General features: G+C 65.4%; 9 protein-coding genes. 1 reads left to right on the forward strand and 8 read right to left on the reverse strand.

The annotated features are described in order from the left end of the window. The first annotated feature begins 35 nt into the window (after positions 1-35). A complete protein-coding gene (gene gcvP / locus ACE039_RS27450) occupies positions 36-2,909 on the forward strand; it encodes an aminomethyl-transferring glycine dehydrogenase (RefSeq protein ID WP_485823884.1) in 2,874 nt (957 codons plus the stop codon). A gap of 117 nt (positions 2,910-3,026) precedes the next feature. On the opposite strand, the gene ACE039_RS27455 is transcribed toward gcvP, so the two are convergent. The 8 genes from ACE039_RS27455 to ACE039_RS27490 form a co-directional block, all read right to left on the reverse strand. Further along, positions 3,027-4,982 carry a DUF945 family protein gene (locus ACE039_RS27455; protein ID WP_485823885.1) on the reverse strand — a complete coding sequence of 652 codons (1,956 nt, stop codon included), beginning with the start codon at positions 4,980-4,982 and terminating at the stop codon, positions 3,027-3,029. Positions 4,983-5,269: 287 nt separating this feature from the next. After that, positions 5,270-6,745, reverse strand: coding sequence for a M81 family metallopeptidase (locus ACE039_RS27460; RefSeq protein WP_485823886.1), 1,476 nt, complete (start codon positions 6,743-6,745; stop codon positions 5,270-5,272). Between the two features lie 28 nt (positions 6,746-6,773). Continuing rightward, entirely contained in the window at positions 6,774-8,183 is a 1,410-nt protein-coding gene (locus tag ACE039_RS27465) for an amidase (protein ID WP_485823887.1), read from the reverse strand. Positions 8,184-8,219: 36 nt separating this feature from the next. Then, positions 8,220-9,917: an ABC transporter ATP-binding protein gene (locus tag ACE039_RS27470; protein WP_485823888.1), complete on the reverse strand. Its 1,698-nt coding sequence runs from the start codon at positions 9,915-9,917 to the stop codon at positions 8,220-8,222. 5 nt (positions 9,918-9,922) lie between these two features. Beyond that, positions 9,923-10,828 carry an ABC transporter permease gene (locus ACE039_RS27475; protein WP_332007639.1) on the reverse strand — a complete coding sequence of 302 codons (906 nt, stop codon included), beginning with the start codon at positions 10,826-10,828 and terminating at the stop codon, positions 9,923-9,925. 9 nt (positions 10,829-10,837) lie between these two features. Continuing rightward, positions 10,838-11,779, reverse strand: a complete 942-nt coding sequence (locus ACE039_RS27480; protein ID WP_105556965.1) for an ABC transporter permease — start codon at positions 11,777-11,779, stop codon at positions 10,838-10,840. A 27-nt stretch (positions 11,780-11,806) separates the two neighbouring features. Then, positions 11,807-13,372, reverse strand: a complete 1,566-nt coding sequence (locus ACE039_RS27485) for an ABC transporter substrate-binding protein (protein WP_105556964.1) — start codon at positions 13,370-13,372, stop codon at positions 11,807-11,809. 81 nt (positions 13,373-13,453) lie between these two features. Then, positions 13,454-14,962: a M81 family metallopeptidase gene (locus ACE039_RS27490; RefSeq protein WP_485823889.1), complete on the reverse strand. Its 1,509-nt coding sequence runs from the start codon at positions 14,960-14,962 to the stop codon at positions 13,454-13,456. Positions 14,963-15,122: the final 160 nt, after the last annotated feature.

A 15,122-nucleotide genomic window follows, 5' to 3' on the forward strand; every position in this document is an offset into this window, starting at 1 on the left:
CCCCCCCCCTGACGCACCCCCACCCGAGATTCTCCATGTCGCGCGCCCTAGACACCCATACCGACTTCATTCCCCGCCACATCGGCCCCTCCGACGCCGACCAGGCTGCCATGCTGAACGTGATCGGCAGCCCCAGCCTGGACGCCCTGATCGAAGAAGTCGTGCCTTCGAAGATCCGCAGCCAGGCCCCGCTGGCGCTGCCGCCCTCGCGCAGCGAAACCGACGTGCTGGCCGAACTGAAGCAGATCGCGGGCCGCAACAAGGTCTACCGCAACTACATCGGCCAGGGGTACTACGGCACGCAGACGCCCAACGTCGTGCTGCGCAATATTCTTGAAAATCCCGCCTGGTACACGGCCTACACGCCTTACCAGCCGGAAATCTCGCAGGGCCGCCTTGAAGCCCTGCTGAACTACCAGACCATGGTCGCCGACCTGACCGGGCTGGACATCTCCAACGCCTCGCTGCTGGATGAAAGCACCGCTGCCGCCGAAGCCATGACGCTGGCCCGCCGCGGCGCCAAGTCGCAAAGCCCGGTGTTCTTCGTTTCGCGCCATGTGCACCCCCAGACCATCGAAGTCGTGCGCACGCGCGCCGAAGGCTTGGGGCTGGAAATCGCGGTGGGCGACGAGGCTGAAGGCCTGCCCGAGTGCTTCGGCGTGCTGCTGCAATACCCGCACAGCACAGGTTCCGTCGCCGACTACCGCAAACTGACTGAAACCGCCCATGCGCAAGGCGCCGTGGTGGCGTGCGCGACCGACCTGTTGGCGCTGGCCGTGCTGGCCGCTCCGGGCGAGTGGGGCGCGGACATCGCCATCGGTTCGGCGCAGCGCTTTGGCGTGCCGTTCGGCTTCGGCGGCCCGCACGCCGGATTCATGTCCTGCAAGGACGGCTTCAAGCGCAACATGGCCGGCCGCCTGGTCGGCGTGTCCAAGGACTCGCAAGGCAATCCCGCGATGCGTCTGGCGCTGCAAACGCGCGAACAGCACATCCGCCGTGAAAAGGCCACGTCCAATATTTGCACCGCGCAGGTACTGCTGGCCGTGATGGCCGGCATGTACGCCGTCTGGCACGGCCCCGAGGGCATCCGCCGCATTGCGCAGCGCGTGCAGCGCAGCACCGCCATCCTGCGCGGTGAACTCATCAAGCTGGGCGTGAAGGTCGTGAACGACACGTTCTTCGACACGTTGCTGCTGGAAACGGGCGCCGCCACCCCGGCCATCCTGACGGCCGCCGATTGCGAGCACATCAACCTGCGCCGCGTCGACGGCGCGCGCCTGGCGGTATCGCTGGACGAAACCGTCACCGTCGCCGACCTGCAAGCGTTGGTCAACGTGTTTGCCGCCGGCCTGGAACGCGATGATGTCGAGCTGGACATCGACGCGCTGGACGCGGCCGCCGCCAACGGCATTCCCGCATCGGTGGCGCGCGAAAGCGCCATCCTGAAGCACCCCGTCTTCTCCAGCGTGCAATCCGAAACCGACATGCTGCGCTACCTGCGCCGCCTGGCCGACAAGGACCTGGCGCTGGACCGCACGATGATCCCGCTGGGTTCGTGCACCATGAAGTTGAACGCCACGGCCGAGATGATTCCCATCACCTGGCCCGAATTCGCGCTGATCCACCCGTTTGCCCCCGCTTCGCAAAGCCAGGGCTACAACGAGCTGATCGACCGCCTGTCCGCCGCGCTGTGCGAAATCACCGGCTACGACAACATCAGTCTGCAACCCAACTCGGGCGCGCAGGGCGAATACGCCGGCTTGCTGGCCATTCGCGGCTATCACCAGGCCAACGGCCAGCATCAGCGCAACGTCTGCCTGATCCCGTCGTCCGCGCACGGCACCAACCCCGCGTCGGCGCAGTTGGCCGGCATGGATGTGGTGGTGGTGGCGTCCGATTCCAACGGCAACGTCGATCTTTCCGACCTGCGCGCCAAGATCGAACAGGTCGGCGACAAGCTGGCCGCGCTGATGATCACGTACCCGTCCACGCACGGCGTGTTCGAAGAAGCCGTGACCGAAATCTGCGACCTGGTCCACCAAGCCGGCGGTCAGGTCTACCTGGACGGCGCCAACATGAACGCGATGGTTGGCGTGGCTCAGCCGGGCAAGTTCGGTTCGGACGTTTCCCACCTGAACCTGCACAAGACGTTCTGCATTCCGCACGGCGGCGGCGGCCCCGGCGTGGGCCCCGTGGCGGTGCGCGCGCATCTGGCGCCGTACCTGCCGGGCGTGGTGAACGAGCAGGGCAAGCTGCCTGGCGACGCAAAGGTGGGCCCGGTTTCGGCCGCGCCGTTTGGCTCCGCCGGCATCCTGCCCATCCCGTTCGTGTACATCTCGCTGATGGGCGCCGATGGCTTGCGCCGCGCGACGGAAGTCGCCATCCTGAACGCCAACTACATCGCGACCCGTCTGCGTGACCACTACCCGGTCCTGTACGCGGGCCGCAATGGCCGCGTGGCGCACGAGTGCATCCTGGATGTGCGGCCGCTGAAGGACGTCAGTGGCATCAGCGCCGAAGACATCGCCAAGCGTCTGATGGACTACGGCTTCCATGCCCCGACGATGAGCTTCCCGGTAGCGGGCACGCTGATGGTCGAGCCGACGGAATCCGAAGGCGTGGCCGAGCTGGATCGCTTCATCGACGCGATGATTTCGATCCGCGAGGAAATCGCCCAGGTCGAGCGCGGCGAACGCGATCGCGACGACAACGTCCTGAAGAACGCGCCGCATACCGCGCAGATGTTGATGGCCGAAGAATGGCTGCACGACTACCCGCGCCAGCAAGCCGCCTATCCGGTGGCGTCGCTGCGCGAGGCCAAATACTGGCCGCCGGTGGGCCGGGTGGACAACGCCTACGGCGACCGCAACCTGGTGTGCGCGTGCCTGCCGATCGAAGCCTACGCCTGATGGCATGATTGCCCGGCGCAAGCCGGGCATGGATCCTGATGTGACGGATCCCGCAGGCAATAAAAAACCCCCATCTTTTTGCGATGGGGGTTTTTCTTTGGGCGGGGCGACGCAGGTTTACTTGGCCGCCGTGCCCTTGCTCAGCGTGCCGAAGTCTTCGGCGATGCTGATGAAGGTGTTCAGCAGGATCTGCAGGTTTTCCTTGCCGATGCCGCCTTCGGCGTTCATGTCCATCTGCAGCACGGCCTGGTTCTTGTCGTCCAGGTAGGCGCGGGTCCAGCGGTATTCCTGGTTCCAGGTGTTGATGGCCTTCAAGGCCATCGGCTTCTTGGTCTTGTAGGTGGCCGTCACGACCAGGTCCAGGCACTTCTCGGTGAAGTCGTTGCACAGGAATTCCAGGCGCAGGTCGCTGGCACCGGTGGTGCCGGTATCCAGCACCAGCACCGGGCCTTCGTCGCCGTCGCTCTTCTTCACGGTGTAACCCATGTCGTCGAGCATGCTGCTGACCATGTCCAGGTCGAAGTTCTGCATCATGCCGGCGGTCGGGGTGTCGGTCACCGCGGGCTCTTCCTGGCCCGGCATCGTTTCCTCTTCGGGTTCCTCATCCATGGAATCCATCCCGGCTGCGCCCAGCAGGCCCGAGAAGAGTTCGTCGGCCGGGATCTTCTTGCCGTTCAGGTCGCCCATGCCGTCGGCGAAGGTGAACTTGCCGACGATGTTGTCGCCTTCGTTCTTGCCGACGTTGAACATTTCAGCCATGCCCGACATCTGGCGCACGTTTTGTTCGGCTTCTTCGGCAGCCTTGTCGGCGGCCATGCCATCCTTCTTGACGGCGTATTGCGTCATCAGGTCTTTGACCATCGGCTTGGAGATGATCAGCGTGGCGTCGATGCGCTTGATGGCTTGAACCGCGATTTCCTGCGGCGTCAGGTTCTTGACGTCGGTGGGGTTGGCCAGGTCCAGCGTGAAGTTCAGCTTGCTTTCGCCCTTGCCGGTCTTCCAGCTGAGCGGATCGATGCTGAACGACGGGTTGCCCGCCAGCAGCTTGCCGGCGTTGTCCAGCAGGACCTGGATCTGCTCGTCTTTCAGGCCTTCGTCTTCCGTGCTCGCCATGTATTGGCGCATCAACTGGTTGTAGGTGTCCGACAATTGCTTGACGGCCTGGCCGTCCAGCTTGGCCAGCTTGATCACGGCCTGGCCGTTGCCGAGCGCGACGTCGTTCACGATGATGTCGCCGGTCTGGTAGGCGGCTTGCACGTTGATCGACTTGTCGTCTTCCGACAGCTTCACGCCGTAGCTGAAGTTGTCCAGCGACAGCTTGATGTCGTCTTCGGGGCGGGTGACGTCGATGCGCTTGATCTTCAGGTCGGAATCACCAATCGACACGCCGAACTTGCCTACGCGGCTGTTGGCGTCGATCGTCATGCCGGCGATGGAAACCTTGGCCGGATCGCTGCTCTTCGAGGCGTCGATCGTCAGCGTGTCCATCACGCCGCGCGCGGTCACGCCTTGCAGGTTGCGATCGAAGTCGCCAGTCACGACCATGCCGCTGAAATCCACCGAAGTGCCTTCGTGCGTGATCTTGACCGGAGCGATCTTGGACGTGGAGCTGGTGACGCCGCTGTAGCTGATGGTGGCGTCGCTGATCAGAGGCGCTACGCCCTTGGTCAGTTCGAACACTTCCTTCAGGTTGTCCGTCTTGGCCATTTCGGCATGGACGTAAGCCAGCTTGGGCGCAAGGGCGCCGGTTGCCAGGGCGCTCTTGGGGAAGGGGCCGTGTTCGACGACGGCGTCGAATTCAATCATGCCGGCCGGCATGGCATCCGGGCTCTTGTCGTTCTTGACGAGCGCCAAGCCATAGCGCGCCTGAGTCGAGAACAGGCTGCGTTCGTACTTCAGCTGATCGATGCGCAGACCGAACAGCGGCGTCAGCTTGGCCAGCTTTTCGTTGGCCTCGGCCAGATGGCGCTGCGAGCTTTCCTCAATACGTTTGCCGGTGTACCACGTGGCGCCTACCCAGCTTCCCGCTCCCACTATGACCACGCCGAGGGTGATCGCTACGCTCTTTTTCATCGTTCTGCTTTTTTCGTTGATTATCGAGTCATATCCGACAGGCGAGGCGTTTATTGCCATCGCGCCTTGGCGGCCAGCAGCCGCCGTCGGTATACACGTATTCATCGGCCTGTAAGGGCCCGCGGCGAGTATACCGAGGCGCGCCGTAACCTGAGCGTGCGCGCAGTTACCGAAGATTTCAAAATGAAAGGCCAGCGCACAAGCGCTGGCCTTCTAACAGAGGTAACAGGCGCGCAAAGCGCGCGCGGCGGGGGCTTATCCCTGCAATATGACGGCTTGGCGCTGGATTACAGCGGATCCAGCGGGTAAATCGGACGGCGGACGTGCTTGAAATCCAGCTGGCTGTAGTCGGATGTGGTGACGCCGACGCCCGTGCATTCGATCACCTCGGTCGCCATGTCCGAGAATCCCGCGCGCCAGTGCACCCGGCTTTTCAGGACCACATAGCGCTTTTGCTGCGGATCAATGCCGGCCGACAGCAGGCAATTGATGTCGAAAGGCTCCTGGTGGCGCGACACCACCACGATTTCGACGCGGCCCGTGTCGATGACGACGGTCAGGCCGGTGTCGTTGCGCACGCCGCGGTACATCGGGCCGCGGCTCAGGTAGACGCCGTCGAATACGAGTTTGACGCGCCCCGTCACTTCCAGCGGTTCGCTGGCTTCCTTGATGGCGGGCATGGCCAGCTTGCCGCCCAATTTGAGCGTAACGGTGGCGCCTACGCCGGCAGTGGCGGCTTCGGTCGCGGCCTGCGGGTCGCAGATGGCGTAGAAGACGACGTTGTCCAATTCCTGGCGCAGCACTTCGGCCAGCACGGCCGTGGTGTCCATGGTGCCGCCCGAACCGGTGTTGTCGAAGTGGTCCAGCAGCACGACGGGGCCCTGTTCGATCGTCTTCGCGCGGGCAATGGTGGGCGCCAGGGGTTCGGGGTGGAATACCCAGTCCGCCCGGCCGGCCCAGGCGCGTTCCAGCAGTTCGTCACGGTATTGCCGTGCCTCGTCCGGCTTGCCGTCCGTACAGACGACCGCGCTCAGGCCGGCTTCGCGGATGTCGGCATGCGGGAAGCCCACGAACACGGAAGCCGCCAGCACGCCGTTGGCCTCCAGCTCCTTGCAGCGTTCCTGCAAGGGTTTGTTCGGCGCGGCGTGCGTGCCTTGGCACATGATGTGCGGCAGCATCGGCTTGTTGGCCCAGCTCATGACGGGGTGGATCTCGCCCTTGAGCGTGCGCACGATCACGTTGGCGGCGCGCACGCCGGCTTCGCGGATGTCGACATGGGGATAGGTGTGGAAGCCGCTGATGACGGTAGCGTTGTCCACGATGTCGTCGTAGATGTTGGCATGCATGTCCAGCGTGACGGCGACCGGCGTCTTGGGGTCGATTTCGCGCAAGCGGCGCAGCAGGTCGCCCTCGGCGTCTTCCACTCCCTCGGCCACCATCGCGCCGTGCAGGTCCAGCAGAATGGCGTCGAAGCCGCCCAGCTTGACCTGGTCCAGGACCAGCTTGCACAGTTGTTCATGCGTCTGGGCGCTGGCGGGGCCGCTTGGCCAGGACTCGGCCGCGACGGGCACGACGATGTCGGCGCCTTCCCGGCGGGCCACTTCGATATACCCCCCCAATCCGCTGTCGGTGTTCTCGTAGGCCTTGATGGCGCCTTCGCCGGCCAGGATTTCGGGATTGCCGCGGAAAAAGCGTTCCAGCGGGGTCGGCACGGGCGAATAGGTATTCGTTTCGTGCTTGATCATTGCCAAAAGCCAACGCATGGGAATTCCTGTGGGTTGCTGTGGAAAGTCAGTTCGCTTTGGGCGGCTGGGGCCACGGATGCTGCGCGGGACGCATCTGTTCCCAGGCGCGCGCCACGCGCAGCACGCCCAGATCGTCGAAACGCGCGCCGGCGATCTGCAGCCCGATGGGCAGGCCCGCCCGCGTATAGCCGCAATTGACGGACGCGGCCGGCTGTTCGCTCATGTTGAAAGGCAGCGTGAAGCCGATGTGGTGCATGGTGGTGGCGACTTCATTGGTGGGCGACGGCCATTCGGCGTTGTAGGCCACCACGGGCGCCACGGGCGAGAGCACGTAGTCGAACGGGGCGCAGGCCGCCACGGTCTTGGCACGCACGTTCAGGGTTTCGTAGTAGCTGCGGAAGACGGCTTCGCCGGACTGCCCGCCGCCGCTTTCCGCCCAGGCGCGGATGAAGGGCAGGATTTTCGCGCGGCGCGCTTCGGGCAGCGCGGCAAGATCGATCGCCGAACGCGTGCGCCAGAAGCGGTCCACGCCGTCCAGCATGTCGGGCGTCATCCAGGGCAGCATCGGGGTGACGACCGCACCGGCGGCCTCGAAGGCTTGGGCGGCGGCCTGCACCGCGTCGCGCACCTCGGGGTCTAGCGGCAGGCCGCAGCCGGCGTCCATCAGGAGGCCGATCCGCAGGCCGCGCACGTCCTGCGCCAGGTTCAGCCAGTCGAAGTCCTGGAAGGGAAGGCTCATGTGGTCGCGCGCGTCGGGCTGCGACAGCACGCCCATCATTAACGCCGTGTCCGTGATGGTGCGCGTCATGGGGCCGGCGCAGCGGCCCATGAACGGCGGGTCGATCGGGATGCGGCCCAGGCTGGGTTTCAGCGTGGCGATGCCGCACCAGGCGGCCGGCAGGCGGACGGAACCGCCAATGTCGGTGCCGATATGCAGGGGCCCGTAACCGGCGGCGGCAGCGGCGCCCGCACCCGCGCTGGAACCGCCGGGATTCTTGGAAAGGTCCCAGGGGTTGCGCGTCAGTTCGTGGAAGCTCGACAGCCCCGAGGACAGCATGCCGTAATCGGGCATGGTGGTCTTGCCCAGCAGCACGGCGCCAGCTTCGCGCATGCGGGCGGCGGGGGGCGCGTCGGCGGCGGCCGGCGTCAGGTCGGTGGCGGCGGTACCCAGCGGAATGGGCGTGCCGCGGGTGGCGATGTTCTCTTTGATGGTGGCGGGCACGCCGTCCAGCGTGTAACCGCCCGCGGACAGCGGTTCGCCTTTCATCCAGCGGGCTTCCGATGCCCGCGCCATCGCCAGCGCGGCGTCGGGATCCAGCGCATAGGTGGCTTTCAGGTGCGGTTCCCAGCGTTCGATGTGCTCCAGCACGGCGCGGGTGGCTTCAACTGGCGAAAGCGACTTGTCGCGGTAGGCGTGCAGCAATTCCTGGGCGGACAATTCATGCAGTTGTGACATCTTGGTTCCAGTGTGCGGATGGAGGCATTCAGGGCGTCAAGGCGTGGGCGCGTGGGCGTGCGCCAGCGTGGCCGCGACGGGCTGGAAATTGCGGAAGTCCCAGTCGCGCCCGGGCGCCGCGTCGATCAGGGCGCGCGTGTACTCGTGGCGGGGCTCGGTCAGCACGGTTTCCGCGGAGCCGGTTTCAACGACCTTGCCGCGCTGCATCACCATGATGGTGTCGCAGATCTGCGCGGCCACGCGCAGGTCGTGCGTGATGAACAGCACGCCGACGCCGGTGCGCTGGCGCACCTGCTCCAGCAGTTCCAGCACCTGCGCCTGCACCGATACGTCCAGCGCCGAGACCGCTTCGTCCGCCACCAGGATTTCAGGGTCCATGACAAGCGCGCGCGCAATGCAGATGCGTTGGCGCTGGCCGCCGGAGAACTGGTGCGGATAGCGTTGCATGGCGTCCGGGCTGAGGCCCACGACGGTCAGGGTTTCGCCTGCGCGCTTCAAGGCCTGGCCGCGCGGCATGCCGAAATTGAGCAAGCCTTCGATAATGGATTCACCCACCGTGCGGCGCGGATTGAGCGAGCGGTAGGGGTCCTGGAAGACGATCTGGATGCGGCGGCGAACCGGGCGCAGCGCGGAGCCGGACAGCGTGCTGAGGTCTTCGCCGCCCATCATCATGTGGCCGGCGGTGGGTTCGATCAGGCGCACGATGCAGCGCGCCACCGTGGACTTGCCCGAGCCGGACTCGCCGACGATTCCCAGGATCTCGCCCTTGCGCAGCGTCAGGTTGACGTCGGTGGCGGCGATGACGTTCTGCGCCGCCTTGCGGGAAAACAGCGAACTCTTGCCGGCGTAGGTGCGTCCCAGGCCCTTGACGTGCAGCACGGGCTGGCCGTCGGGCGCCTCCCGGCGGGTCGGCACCAGGCTGGGCACGGACGACACCAGCCGCCGGGTGTAGGACTGCTTGGGTTCGGCCAGGATCTCGTTGCGGGTGCCGCTTTCGATCAGGTCGCCGCGGTTCATCACCACGATGCGGTCCGCGATCTCGGCGACCACACCGAAGTCGTGCGTGATGAACAGCACGGCGGTCCGGTGCTTGACCTGCAATTCCTTGATCAGCGCCAGGATCTGTTTCTGCGTGGTGACGTCCAGCGCGGTCGTGGGTTCGTCGGCGATCAGGAGCTTGGGTTCCAGGATCAGCGCCATCGCAATCACGATGCGCTGGCGCTGGCCGCCGGACAACTGGTGCGGATACGCGTCGAAAATGCGTTCGACGTCCGGCAGGTGCACCGAGCGGAACATGTCCAGCACCTTGGCGCGACGTTCGGCCGCGCTCATGCTCTTGCGATGCAGGCGCAGCACTTCGTCGACCTGCTTGCCCACCGTATGCACGGGGTTCAGCGCGGTCATGGGTTCCTGGAACACCATGGCCATGCGGGTGGCGCGCATCTCGCGCAGCCGGCGTTGCGAGGCGGTGGCCACGTCTTCGCCTTCGACGCGGATAGAGCCGGCGCTGATGGACAGGATGCCCGGCGGCAGCAGGCCCATCACGGCCAGCGACGTGACGGACTTGCCCGAACCGGACTCGCCGACGACGCACACCGTTTCGCCGGCATGCACGTCCAGGCTCAGGTTGCGCACGACGCGGTTGCCCGCGCCGCCGACTTCCACCGACAGGTTGCGGATGGCCAGGATGGCGGACGACGTATCGCCCGCGGGAGGGGTGGGGGAATAGGTCATGGGCATCAGATCCTGCGAACCATTTTGGGGTCCAGCGCATCGCGCAGGGCGTCGCCCAGGATGTTCACGCTAAGCACGGTCAGCGACAGGAACAGGCCGGGAAAGAGAATCAGCCCGGGCAGCATGCGGAAGTACATGCGGCCTTCGGACATGATGTTGCCCCAGGATGCGATTTCGGGCGGGATGCCCGCGCCCAGGAAGCTCAGGATGGCTTCGGTCAGCATCGCGGATGCGAACACGTAGGTGCCCTGAACGGTCAGGGGCGCGATGGTGCTGGGCACCATGTGGCGCCACAGCAGCAGCGGCAGCGGCGTGCCGAGCGCCAGCGCAGCCTCGACGTAGGGTTCGCCACGCACGGTCAGGATCTGGCCGCGCACGAGCCGCACCACCCGGGGTATTTCGGGGATGGTGATGGCGACCAGTACGGTCGTGATGCTGGCGCCGGTGACCGAGACCAGGGCGATCGCCAGCAAGATGCCGGGGATCGCCATGATGGCGTCCATCGTGCGCATGATCAGCCCGTCCAGCGAACGGAACCAGCCGGCGATCACGCCGATCACCAGGCCGATGACGACGCTGACGACCGCGGCGCCCAAGCCGGCGATCAGCGAGATGCGGGCGCCGTAGGCCACGCGCGACCAGACGTCGCGCCCGAAGGCGTCGGTGCCGAACAGATAGTCGGTGAAGGGCTGTTTGAGCCGCGCGCCCGGGTCGATGAAGGTGGGGTCGACCGTGCCCAGCCACGGCGCGAACAGCGCGATGGCGATGATGGTGACCAGCACCACCAGCGCCAGCATGACGGGCCAGCTTTTCAAGCCCTGGCGGATTTGCCGCCAGGCGGTGACTTGAGGGTTGCCGCCTCCGGGAAGGTCGGCTGCCGCCTGCACGGCGGCGTCGGTTGGCGTTTGCATCGGGCGGCCTCAGTATCGGATACGCGGGTCGAACACCGTGTAGGCGCAATCGACAACGAGATTGATGAATACGTAGACGAACGCGAAGAACAGCGTCAGCCCCTGAATGACCGGATAGTCGCGTGCCAGCACGGCTTCCACCACCAGCCGGCCCAGGCCGGGGATGTTGAATACTGATTCGGTCACGACCACGCCGCTGATCAAGAGCGCGATGCCCAGCCCCACCACCGTGGCAATGGGCACGGCGGCATTGCGCAGTGCATGGCCCAGCAGCACGCCGGTTTCACCCAGGCCCTTGGAACGGGCCGTGCGGATGAAGTCTTCGCCCATGACCTCGATGACGCTGGTGCGCGTGATGCGCGCGATCAACGCCACGTAGACCGTGGACAAGGCCAGCGACGGCAGGATGAGCCGGTGCAGGTAGGGCCAGAAGCCCTTGGCCAGCGGCGCGTAGCCCTGCACGTTGAACCAGCCCAGCTTGATGGCGAACAACCAGATCAGCAGGTAGCCCGTGACGAACACCGGCACTGAAAAGCCCAGCACCGAAAAGCCCATCACGGCGCGGTCCAGCAGTCGGCCTTGCCGCCATGCTGCCAGGATGCCCAGCGGAATGGCGACGACGAGCGTGAACAGCAGGGTCAGCACCGCCAGGCTCATCGACGGTTCAAGACGTTGCACGATCAGTTTGGTGACCGGCACGCCAGACATGAGCGAAGTGCCAAGATCGCCTTGCAGGAGCTTGCCGCCCCAGATGAAGAACTGCTTGATGACCGGTTGGTCCAGGCCCATCGTCTGCCGTATCTGGACGATACGTTCAGGCGTGGCGCCGTCGCCAGCCATGATGATGGCCGGATCTCCCGGGCTGAAACGCAATATCGCGAAGACCACCACCGCGACCATCACCAGAACGGGGATGGTCGCGAGGAGCCGGCGTGAGACGAATGCCAGCATGTATTTCCCCCTGAACTGCTTGCCCCTTTAAGGAGCTTTCTTGACGTTCCAGAACGCAAAGACCGGTGCATGCACCAGGCCGGAGAGCTTGGTCGAGTAGACGGTGGGCACGGACATCTGGCCCAGCGGCACGTACAGGCCTTCGTCGATGCCGATGCGCTGCAATTCGTCGGCGATTTTCTTTTGCTCGGCGGGGTCGGAAGTCAGCGCGAACTTGGTGCGCAGTTCTTCCACTTGCGGCATGTCGGGCCAGCCGAACCAGGCGTTGTCGCCGTTGGCGGCGGCGGGCGCGGAACGCACCGGGTCCATCACGTCGGTGGCGTACCAGTTGGTGTTGTGGATGTTCCAGCCGCCTTCAGCCGGCGCGGCCTTGGACGCACGGCGCGTGGCCACGCTTTGCCAGTCCATGGCGGCCAGGTTGACGTTGAAGCCGGCCTTGCGCAGCGCTTGTGCCATCACCACGGGTTGCGCGGACAGCGTGCCCACGTCGGTGGCGTGCATGACCAGGATGGGCGTGTTGTCGTAGCCCGCTTCCTTCAGCAGGGCCTTGGCCTTTTCGATGTTCGCCGGCACCACGACTTCCTTGCCGATGTCGCTTTCCATCGGCGTGCCGCAGCCCCACAGCGACGCGCAGGTCTTCCAGTACTTCGGATTGCCGACCAGCGCCTTCATCACGTCTTCCTGGCCGATGGCGTACATCGCGGCCTGACGGATCTTCTTGTTGTTGAACGGCGGGTACTTGAAGTTGAAGCGGTACATCGTGAAGTAGCCGACCGGGCTCAGGGACTCTTCCTTCAAGTCCTTGTTGCCTTCGATCATCGGCAACAGGTCGTACGGGAACTGCTCGACGAAGTCGATTTCGCCGCCCAGCAGCGCGTTGGCGGTGGTCAGGGCGTCGGGCATGACGTCCCATTCGACCTTGTCCACGTTCACGACCTTGCCGCCGGCCAGGGCGCTTGCGGGCTCTTTGCGCGGCACGTAGTCGGTGTTCTTGGCATACACCGTTTTCACGCCCGGCTTGAATTCGATGACCTTGAACGGGCCCGAACCGGTCATGTCGGTGATGGGCTGGCCGATGGCCTGTTCGGCGATGCGCTTGGGCATCATGAACGGCGCGGTGCCGGTCGGCTTGGACAGGGCGCGCAGCGCCAGGTCCGTGGGTTCTTTCATGACGATGCGGAAATTCTTGTCGTCAATGACTTCGATCTTGTCGGTGAACTTCAGCAGCGTGCGGCCCATGCCGTCGCCGGCGGCCCAGCGCTTGATCGAGGCCACGCAGTCTTCGGACGTGACGGGCTTGCCGTCGTGCCACTTCTGGCCGTCGCGCAAGGTCATCGTGTACGTCTTGCCATCGGGCGAGACTTCCCACTTCTCAAGCATCTGCGGCTGGATCTTGTTGTCGGCGTCGGTGGCCAGCAACGTGTCGTAGATCATGTAGCCGTGCCACGTCGTGATGTACGCAGTGGTGGCGTGCGGATCGGTTAACCGCAGCGGCGAGTGCATGACGGACTTGATGACGGTTTCGGCGTAAGCGCCGTGGGCCATCATCAGCGTTGCACCGGCCAGTGTGGCCGCTCGAACAAACTTGAGCATGGAGATTCCCCTTGAAGCGTAGTGAGCGGCACTGTCGGCCGCTACGTCGTTAACGCGCCGCGCGAGGGCGGCGTGCGAGGGTCAGGCGGTCGCGGCTCGGCCGGAAAACACCGGTCCGCAAGGCGCCATTCTGATACCGGGACGCAACCGTGTCCATGGTTGTTTTGCCGCATCCATCAGCATGGAGCCTGGCGCCGCGCAAACCAGAATCGTATGGGAGATCGACGTGAAATCCGCACGGAAGTGCGCGGAACTCTTCACCACCAGAACCGCGGCGCGCGTGGGCTCCACCCCCGCGAACCGGAACATCTCCTGGTCGGCCATCTGCACCTTGTTCGAGGCGACGATGATGCGCACGCCGCCGATGCGCAGGCAGGCGCTGGGGCCCAGGTCCATGTGGAAACCGCGGTAGAACGCGCCATGCGTGTCGAAGCGCCCGTCTGAAGTTTTCTCGACAATGAATTCGCTGTCCAGCGGTTCGTCGTCGGGAATACCCGAGTGTCCACCCAGTGCAATCCGTACCTTGTTGCCGACGCCCGCGCGATGCGCGGCCAGGGCCGCGGCCGGATCCACAATCAGACCGATGGAAGCGTCGCGCGCATCGTGGCGGATCAGCGCGCGCAGCACACCCGTGGTGTCGGAACTGCCGCCCGCGCCAGGGTTGTCTTGCGCGTCGGCGATGACGATGGGCTTGCGGGCGTCCTGCGACAGCCGGATGGCTTCCTGCACGGCTTCGTCCGGGCTGTAGAGCCTGCCGCCGAAGTCGCGCTCGGCGTTCAGCACGGCGCGCGCCATTTCCGCGGCCGCCGCGTCGGCGTCGGCCTGTGTCGTGCCGTAGGCCCACACGGTAGGCGCGCATTCGGGGAAGTCCGCAGCGGGGAAACCCGTGGCGAACGACAGGCTGGTCACGCCGCGCGATTCGATCTCGCCCACCAGTTGGTACAGGCTGCGCGAGGGCTCGATATCGGTGGACTGCCAGCAAAGCGAAATCAGATAGGGCAGGGCGCGCAGCGACGCATAGGGGCGCGGCACGCCGGCCAGTCGTAGCGACAGCAGCGCGGCGGCGCGCTGTCCGGTTTCCGCCATGTCGATGTGGGGGTAGGTGCGGTAGCAGACCAGCGCGTCGGCGTGGCGCACCATGGCGCGGGTGACGTTCGCGTGCAGGTCCAGGCTGGCGACGACAGGCACGTCGGGTCCGACGAGTGCGCGCACGCGCTTGAGCAGTTCGCCTTCGCCGTCGTCCACGTGTTCGGTGACCATGGCGCCGTGCAGGTCCAGGTACACGCCGTCCAGCGGCATCGCCTCGGACAGGCCTTGCAGGATCAGCGCGCTGATGCGTTCGAAGGCGTCTTTGGTCACGAGTCCCGACGGGCTGGCGGCGGCCCAGGTGGTGGGCACGAGGGTATGTTGACCCATGGCTTCGATGAAGCCGGCCACGGGAATGTTGGCGCCCGCGACAGCGGCGAACATGGCCGGACCGCTTACCAGCCTGGGCCAGCCGCCGCCCTTCTCGGCGAAGTCTTCCCACGTGGCGCGCGAGGGCGCGAACGTATTGGTCTCGTGCTGAAAACCGCCAATCCCGATGCGCATCTTGCATCCCCTTGTCGTCTTAGTGTTCGGAAGGCGCGGGGACGACACCGCGCCTGGTTCAGTACTCCCCAGGCGCTGGCGCACACCCCGTGATCCACGGATCGGGCGCAGCGCCGCAATCTGGCAAAACCTTCCCGAGCGGGGCCGCGCGGATCCGGCT

This window comes from Achromobacter maghribensis (assembly GCF_057334215.1).

Coding starts and splice junctions, on each gene's coding strand:
- ACE039_RS27480 (WP_105556965.1), bottom strand. CDS start 11,779: ATGCTGGCATTCGTCTCACGCCGGCTCCTCGCGACCATCCCCGTTCTG.
- ACE039_RS27470 (WP_485823888.1), bottom strand. CDS start 9,917: ATGACCTATTCCCCCACCCCTCCCGCGGGCGATACGTCGTCCGCCATC.
- ACE039_RS27460 (WP_485823886.1), bottom strand. CDS start 6,745: ATGCGTTGGCTTTTGGCAATGATCAAGCACGAAACGAATACCTATTCG.
- ACE039_RS27485 (WP_105556964.1), bottom strand. CDS start 13,372: ATGCTCAAGTTTGTTCGAGCGGCCACACTGGCCGGTGCAACGCTGATG.
- ACE039_RS27455 (WP_485823885.1), bottom strand. CDS start 4,982: ATGAAAAAGAGCGTAGCGATCACCCTCGGCGTGGTCATAGTGGGAGCG.
- gcvP (WP_485823884.1), top strand. CDS start 36: ATGTCGCGCGCCCTAGACACCCATACCGACTTCATTCCCCGCCACATC.
- ACE039_RS27490 (WP_485823889.1), bottom strand. CDS start 14,962: ATGCGCATCGGGATTGGCGGTTTTCAGCACGAGACCAATACGTTCGCG.
- ACE039_RS27465 (WP_485823887.1), bottom strand. CDS start 8,183: ATGTCACAACTGCATGAATTGTCCGCCCAGGAATTGCTGCACGCCTAC.
- ACE039_RS27475 (WP_332007639.1), bottom strand. CDS start 10,828: ATGCAAACGCCAACCGACGCCGCCGTGCAGGCGGCAGCCGACCTTCCC.